Source organism: Streptomyces sp. NPDC058880, assembly GCF_042742535.1.
GTDB lineage: Bacteria > Actinomycetota > Actinomycetes > Streptomycetales > Streptomycetaceae > Streptomyces.
Map to the genome: position 1 here is coordinate 97,576 of NZ_JBHYMC010000022.1, position 7,494 is coordinate 105,069.

The following is a 7,494-nucleotide window of genomic DNA, read 5'->3' on the forward strand; positions in this document are numbered from 1 at the left end:
GGCGATCGCCCGCTGACCGGGGCGGCCCGAGCGTGCTCGCCCCGGTCGCGGACGACCTGGCGGGCGAAGGCCCTGCCGAACGGACGCCGACCCTTGCCCCTCAGAGGCCGTCGCCGCGAGGCGGGCCCGAGGTGGGTGGAACGTGGGCGTCACTCCGACCGGAGCGGCGTCCCGGGCGTGACACCGCCTCCGCCCTCGACGAGGCCCGGACGGCGTGTCGGCGAGCCCGCAGGCTCAAGGGACGCGCCCCCGAGCCCCCTCGGGGCCGGGCGGCGCCTCGAACGAGGACTTCGACCGCGGCGCGCGTCCGCCCGGGGCGGCCGCCTCCCCGCGTCGCCCGTGCCGGGGCAGCCCTCGGGCCTCAGCCGCGCGGAGACCCCACGGCCGCCGCGGGCTCGGCGGAGCCCTCCAGGGTGCGGGCCGTGCGTTCCGCCGTCGCCCGTGCCCAGCTCCCGCTGGTCGCCGCGCCTACGACGAGGACGAGCAGCCCGCACAGCGTGATGATCCACCAGGCCGGCTGGGCCGCCCCGGAGAAGTCGGCGCCGCCCGCGAGTCCGGCCGCCAGGACCGAGCCGATGATCGCGACCCCCAGCGTGCCGCCCGTCTGCCGACTGGTGGAGGCGATGGCGGCCGCGACACCCGCCTGGGACCGCGGCATCCCGGACACCGCGGTATTGGTGATCGGCGCGTTCACCATGCCGAAGCCGAGTCCGAACAGCACGTATCCGGTGAACAGGAGCGGGTTGGACGTCTCGGCCTCGAACAGGGCGAACAGCAGGCCGCTCGACGCCATCGCCACTCCGGCGATCAGCAGGCAGATCCGCGGCCCCCGGCTGCCCACCAGCCGTCCAGCCAGGGGAGCGAACAGCACGGTCAGCCCGGCCATCGGCAGCATGTACAGCCCGGCGTGCAGGGCGCTGAGCCCCCGTACGTCCTGCAGGTAGAGGGTGTTGAGGAAGAGGAAGCCGGCCAGCCCCGCGAAGGCACTGATCGCGATGATCGTCGAGCCGCTGAACGGAGCGCTCCGGAAGAACCGGAGGTCGATCAACGGCTCCGTGCGCCTGGGCTCGTGCACCAGCAGCCCGACGAAGGACGCGGCGGCCACCACCGCGCAGCCCATGATCAGCGGCGAGCGCCAGCCGGCGGCGGGCGCCTCGATGATTCCGTACGTCAGACTGCCGAGCAGCGCGATCACCAGCACCTGGCCCAGCGGGTCGGGACGGCGCGGCCGGGCCGCCCGCGACTCGGGGATGTGGCGCAGGGTCAGTACGAGCGCCGCCAGGCCGATCGGCAGGTTGATCAGGAAGATCGAGCGCCAGCCCACGGAGTCCACCAGCACTCCGCCGATCAGGGGGCCGGCCGCCATGGAGACGCCACCGACCGCGCCCCACACCCCGATGGCCCGGGCTCGCTCGGCCGGATCCGTGAAGGTGTTGGTGATGATCGACATCGCGACCGGGTTGAGCATCGCACCGCCGATCGCCTGCACCATCCGGAAGACGATCAGCCAGTCGAGGCTCGGGGCGAGGGAGCACAGCAGCGAGCCGAGACCGAAGGCGAGCAAACCGGCGACGAACACTTTGCGGCGGCCGATCCGGTCGGCCGTGGAGCCCGCGAGCATCAGCAGCGAGGCCAGGACGAGCGTGTACGCGTCGATGGTCCACTGCAGTCCCGCGACCGAGGCGTCGAGCTCGCGGCGCATCGACGGGAGGGCGACGTTGAGCACGGTGTTGTCGAGGCTGACGATGAGCAGGCTCATGCAGCAGATCGCCAGGACGATCCTGCGCTGCCGGTGACTCGGCTCGATCATGCGCCGATGCTACGTCCGCACGACCCCCTCGGCATGCGGGACAATGGGCGGATGACCACGCTCCCCCCGCCCCTCGCGATCGGCCCGCACACCGTGCAGCCCCCCGTGGTGCTCGCACCCATGGCCGGCATCACCAACGCCCCGTTCCGCACCCTCTGCCGGGAGTTCTCGGGCGGCAAGGGCCTGTTCGTGAGCGAGATGATCACCACCCGCGCCCTGGTCGAGCGCAACGAGAAGACCATGCAGCTGATCCACTTCGACGAGACCGAGAAGCCCCGGTCGATTCAGCTGTACGGGGTCGACCCGGTGACGGTCGGCAAAGCCGTCCGCATGATCGTCGAAGAGGACCGCGCCGACCACATCGACCTCAACTTCGGCTGCCCGGTCCCCAAGGTCACCCGGAAGGGTGGCGGCTCGGCGCTGCCGTACAAGCGCCACCTGCTGCGCGCGATCCTGCGCGAGGCCGTCGCCGGGGCCGGCGACCTGCCGGTGACCATGAAGATGCGCAAGGGCATCGACGACGACCACCTCACCTACCTCGACGCCGGCCGCATCGCCGTCGAGGAGGGGGTCACGGCCATCGCCCTGCACGGGCGGACCACCGCGCAGCACTACGGCGGCACCGCCGACTGGGACGCCATCGCGCGGCTCAAGGAGCACGTCCCGGAGATACCGGTCCTCGGCAACGGCGACATCTGGTGCGCCGAGGACGCGCTGCGCATGGTCCGCGAGACCGGTTGCGACGGCGTGGTCGTGGGCCGCGGCTGCCTGGGGCGGCCGTGGCTGTTCAACGACCTGGTGGCGGCCTTCGAGGGGCGACCCGAGGACTTCCATCGGCCGGCGCTGCGCGAGGTCGCGCAGACCATGCACCGGCACGCCCAGCTGCTGGGGGAGTGGATCGGGGACGAGACGCGTGGCGTGATCGACTTCCGTAAGCACGTCGCCTGGTACCTAAAGGGCTTCTCGGTCGGGTCCGAGATGCGCAAGAAGCTCGCGGTGACCTCGTCGCTGGCCGAGCTGAACGCTCATCTGAGCGAGCTCGATCTGGATCAGGCGTGGCCGGAGAGTGCCGACGGCCCGCGCGGCCGGACGTCCGGAAACAACCGAGTTGTCCTGCCGGACGGCTGGCTGAAGGACCCGTACGACTGCGCGGGCGTGAGTGAGGACGCCGAACTGGACACCTCCGGAGGCTGACAAATCGCCCTCCGTGGTGCGTGATATACGCCACGCATGGGAGGGGTTTCGCTCAGATGAGCACGTAAGTCACGGGTAAGACTTTCAAAGGGTGGCACTGGGTGCCACCCTTTGTGTGTTCAAGAGTTGAACGCAAATGTATCGATGATCGCTCATCCGAGCGTGAATAGGCCTCAGGGGTCCCTTCACTCTTCGGGATCTGAACGCTCTTCGTACTTTCTGGTTACCCTTGAGTTACTTTCGATCTGCTGGCGCACGGGTGGTTACAGCCGTATGACGGCCAAGTGGACGTACCCAGAAGCCTTCGATCTGGGTATGTTCCTGGCCGTCAGGGCAGCCACCGAGCCTCGAGGAGTCGAGACCCGTGTCGGAAAACAAAGATCAGAAGTTCGTCTACGACTTCACCGAGGGCAACCGGGACCTCAAGGACCTTCTCGGCGGCAAGGGAGCCAACCTCGCCGAGATGACCAACCTGGGGCTGCCGGTCCCTCCCGGCTTCACCATCACCACCGAGGCCTGCAAGGTCTACCTCGAGAGCGGCTCGGCCCCGGCCGCGCTGCGCGACGAGGTCAGCGCCCACCTTGCCGCCCTCGAGTCGAAGATGGGCAAGAAGCTCGGGCAGTCGGACGACCCGCTGCTGGTCTCGGTACGCTCCGGCGCCAAGTTCTCCATGCCCGGCATGATGGACACCGTCCTGAACATCGGCCTCTCCGACGAGTCGGTCGCCGGCCTCGCCGCCCAAGCCGGTGACGAGCGCTTCGCGTGGGACTCCTACCGCCGCCTGATCCAGATGTTCGGCAAGACCGTCCTCGGCGTCGAGGGCGAGCTCTTCGAGGACGCCCTCGACGAGGCCAAGGCCGCCAAGAAGGTCACCGTCGACACCGACCTCGACGCCGCCGACCTCAAGAAGCTCGTCAAGGCCTTCAAGAAGATCGTGGCGAAGGAGGCCGGCCGCGAGTTCCCGCAGGACGCCCGCGAGCAGATGGACCTCGCCGTCGAGGCCGTCTTCAATTCGTGGAACACCGACCGCGCCAAGCTCTACCGCCGCCAGGAGCGCATCCCGAGCGACCTGGGCACCGCGGTCAACGTCTGCTCCATGGTCTTCGGCAACCTGGGCCCGGACTCCGGCACCGGCGTCGCCTTCACCCGCGACCCCGCCAGCGGCCACGCGGGCGTCTACGGCGACTACCTGCAGAACGCCCAGGGCGAGGACGTCGTCGCGGGCATCCGCAACACCGTGCCGCTCGCGGACCTGGAGGCCATCGACAAGGCCTCGTACGACCAGCTCATGACGATCATGACGACGCTGGAGACGCACTACAAGGACCTCTGCGACATCGAGTTCACCATCGAGCGCGGCCAGCTGTGGATGCTCCAGACCCGTGTCGGCAAGCGCACCGCCGGGGCCGCCTTCCGCATCGCCACCCAGCTCGTGGACCAGGGCCTGATCGACGAGGCCGAGGCCCTCCAGCGCGTCAGCGGACACCAGCTGGCCCAGCTGATGTTCCCGCGCTTCGACGAGGGGGCCGGCGGCAAGAAGGGGACCACCTTGCTCGGCCGCGGCATCGCCGCCTCCCCGGGCGCGGCGGTCGGCAAGGCCGTCTTCGACTCCTACACGGCCGTCAAGTGGTCCCGCTCCGGCGAGAAGGTCATCCTGATCCGCCGCGAGACCAACCCCGACGACCTCGACGGCATGATCGCCTCCGAGGGCATCCTCACCTCGCGCGGCGGCAAGACCTCCCACGCGGCCGTCGTCGCCCGCGGCATGGGCAAGACGTGCGTCTGCGGCGCCGAGGAGCTCGACGTCGACACCAAGCGCCGCCGCATGACGGTCGGCGAGACGGTCATCGAAGAGGGCGACGTCGTCTCCATCGACGGCTCCACCGGCAAGGTCTACCTCGGTGAGGTACCCGTCGTGCCGTCCCCGGTCGTCGAGTACTTCGAGGGCCGCATGCACGCCGGCGCCGACGACGCCGACGAGCTCGTCGCCGCCGTGCACCGGATCATGGCGTACGCGGACCGAGTCCGCCGCCTGCGGGTCCGCGCCAACGCCGACAACGCCGAGGACGCGCTGCGCGCCCGCCGCTTCGGCGCCCAGGGCATCGGCCTGTGCCGCACCGAGCACATGTTCCTCGGTGAACGCCGCGAGATGGTCGAGCGCCTGATCCTCGCCGACACCGACGGCGAGCGCGACGAGGCACTCAGTGCCCTCCTGCCGCTCCAGAAGAAGGACTTCATCGAGCTCTTCGAGGCGATGGACGGCCTGCCCGTCACCGTCCGCCTGCTCGACCCGCCGCTGCACGAGTTCCTGCCCGACATCACCGAGCTGTCGGTGCGCGTCGCTCTCGCCGAGTCCCGCAAGGACGCCAACGAGAACGACCTGCGCCTGCTCCAGGCCGTCCACAAGCTGCACGAGCAGAACCCGATGCTGGGCCTGCGCGGCGTCCGCCTGGGCCTGGTCATCCCCGGCCTGTTCGCCATGCAGGTCCGGGCCATCGCCGAGGCCGCGGCCGAGCGTAAGAACGCCAAGGGCGACCCCCGCGTCGAGATCATGATCCCGCTCGTGGGCACCGTCCAGGAGCTGGAGATCGTCCGCGAGGAGGCCGACGCGGTCATCGCCGAGGTCGAGGCCGCCACCGGCACCACCCTCAAGCTCTCCATCGGCACCATGATCGAGCTGCCCCGCGCCGCCCTGACGGCCGCCCAGATCGCCGAGGCGGCGCAGTTCTTCTCCTTCGGCACGAACGACCTGACCCAGACGGTGTGGGGCTTCTCCCGCGACGACGTCGAGGCCAGCTTCTTCACCGCGTACCTGGAGAAGGGCATCTTCGGGGTCTCGCCCTTCGAGACCATCGACAAGGACGGCGTCGGCTCCCTCGTGCGTCACGCGGTCAAGCAGGGCCGGGCCACCCGTCCCGACCTCAAGCTCGGCGTCTGCGGCGAGCACGGCGGTGACCCCGAGTCCGTCCACTTCTTCCACGAGGTCGGCCTCGACTACGTCTCCTGCTCGCCCTTCCGGATTCCGGTGGCGCGCCTGGAGGCCGGCCGTGCCGCCGCCGAGGCGAAGGGCAGCGACAGCCGCTGACCCTCCGGCCCCGCGCCGGGGCCCCATGAACCGCGCCTGTCCCCGGGTTCCCTGACTGCCCGGGGGCGGGCGCGCCTCAGTTTTGTTGTTCAACAAACCTTTACGCCAGCAGGCGGTGGACGGATCCCCACCCGTCCACCGCCGCTGTCATTCTGCCGGGCACGTCGGCGCTTCCCGGTGCGACCGACCGCCAGGCCCCGCAAAGCCCCCCACGGCCTTCGCGGAGCGTTTCGGTCGCACCGGAGTGTGCCCGGCGGAGTACAGCATTTCGGTTGTCACGCCCCTGCCGAAAGGGGTTTCAACTGTGGCCGAAAGGGCGTGGTGACCACGTGTGACTGCGTGCATACTCATGGGGCGGGGGGATTGCGGTTGCACAGGTGGGGGTTCGGTGCTGCGTATCCATTTCACTGGAGTGGACCTGGCACGCGTACGGATGGCAGGGCGTCCCGATGCGTTGTGGGAAACGATTCTCAGCTTTCACCGCTTAAGAGACCGGCGCGATGCCCGGTTGTTCGGTGAATGGCGTACGGAAACCCGGAGCAGGTTGAATAGTGAAACACGCACGCTCGGTATGCTCATACCGAGTCGCGGTTATTTCCCCGATTTCCTGACCCCTGTGGAGGGGCAGTACGGGTGGGACGTGGGCCTCGACGCGTTGCGCGGGATCCGCCCCGAGCGGATGCGCCGCGAGCTCCAGCTGCTGGGAGCCGGAGCGCCCGTGACACCACGGCTGCGGGACTTCATGGAGGGCGGCACCCAGCAGCTCCCGAGGCTGATGGGCGAGCTGCGCGCCTACCATCGGGCGGCCGTGGAGCCGTACTGGACCCACATACAGGCCCAGATAGAAGCCGAACGGGCGGCACGCGGCCGCGCGTTGCTCGACGGCGGCGCCGACGAGCTGCTGGCCTCGCTGCCGCCCATGCTGCGCTGGCAGGCCCCGGTGCTGGAGTGCGACTACCCGGTGGACCGCGACGTACGGCTGCGCGGGCGCGGGCTGCTCCTCCAGCCCTCCTTCTTCTGCCGGCGCACCGCAGTCACCCTGCACGACCCCGAACTGCCGCCGGTGCTCGTCTACCCGGCGGCCGCGCAGCTGGCCTCCGCGCCGGGCAGCGGCGAGGTGGCACGCCCCGTGGAGGAGCAGCGCCAGCGCACCCTGGGCAAGCTGGTCGGGCACACCCGCTCGGTCGTGCTGAGGGCCATAGGGGACGGTGCGACCACCAGCGAGCTGGCCCGCCGGGCAGGGGTCTCACTGGCCTCCGCGAGCCAGCACGCCTGCGTGATGCGCGAGGCGGGCCTGGTGACCACCCTGCGTCGCGGCAATGCGGTCCTGCACACCGTGACCCCGCTGGGAGCCGCACTCCTCAAGGGCGGCGCCGTGGCGTCGTGAACGCGGCCGCACCCCGGC

4 protein-coding genes are annotated in these 7,494 nt (G+C 70.1%); 3 read left to right on the forward strand and 1 reads right to left on the reverse strand.

Annotated elements, in window-relative coordinates; genetic code table 11:
- Window positions 1-361: 361 nt before the first annotated feature.
- Window positions 362-1,810: an MFS transporter gene (locus ACFW2G_RS15815; RefSeq protein WP_384456400.1), complete on the reverse strand. Its 1,449-nt coding sequence runs from the start codon at window positions 1,808-1,810 to the stop codon at window positions 362-364.
- 51 nt (window positions 1,811-1,861) lie between these two features.
- Here ACFW2G_RS15815 and dusB point away from each other — a divergent pair, with 51 nt between their 5' ends.
- The 3 genes from dusB to ACFW2G_RS15830 all read left to right on the forward strand — a co-directional run bounded on the left by dusB (window position 1,862) and on the right by ACFW2G_RS15830 (window position 7,476).
- Window positions 1,862-3,004: a tRNA dihydrouridine synthase DusB gene (gene dusB / locus ACFW2G_RS15820; RefSeq protein WP_037923881.1), complete on the forward strand. Its 1,143-nt coding sequence runs from the start codon at window positions 1,862-1,864 to the stop codon at window positions 3,002-3,004.
- A gap of 364 nt (window positions 3,005-3,368) precedes the next feature.
- Window positions 3,369-6,089, forward strand: coding sequence for a pyruvate, phosphate dikinase (gene ppdK, locus ACFW2G_RS15825; RefSeq protein WP_037923884.1), 2,721 nt, complete (start codon window positions 3,369-3,371; stop codon window positions 6,087-6,089).
- Between the two features lie 388 nt (window positions 6,090-6,477).
- Window positions 6,478-7,476 (forward strand): helix-turn-helix domain-containing protein, encoded by a 999-nt coding sequence (locus ACFW2G_RS15830; RefSeq protein ID WP_384456404.1) that lies wholly within the window; start codon window positions 6,478-6,480, stop codon window positions 7,474-7,476.
- The last annotated feature ends 18 nt before the right edge of the window (window positions 7,477-7,494 follow it).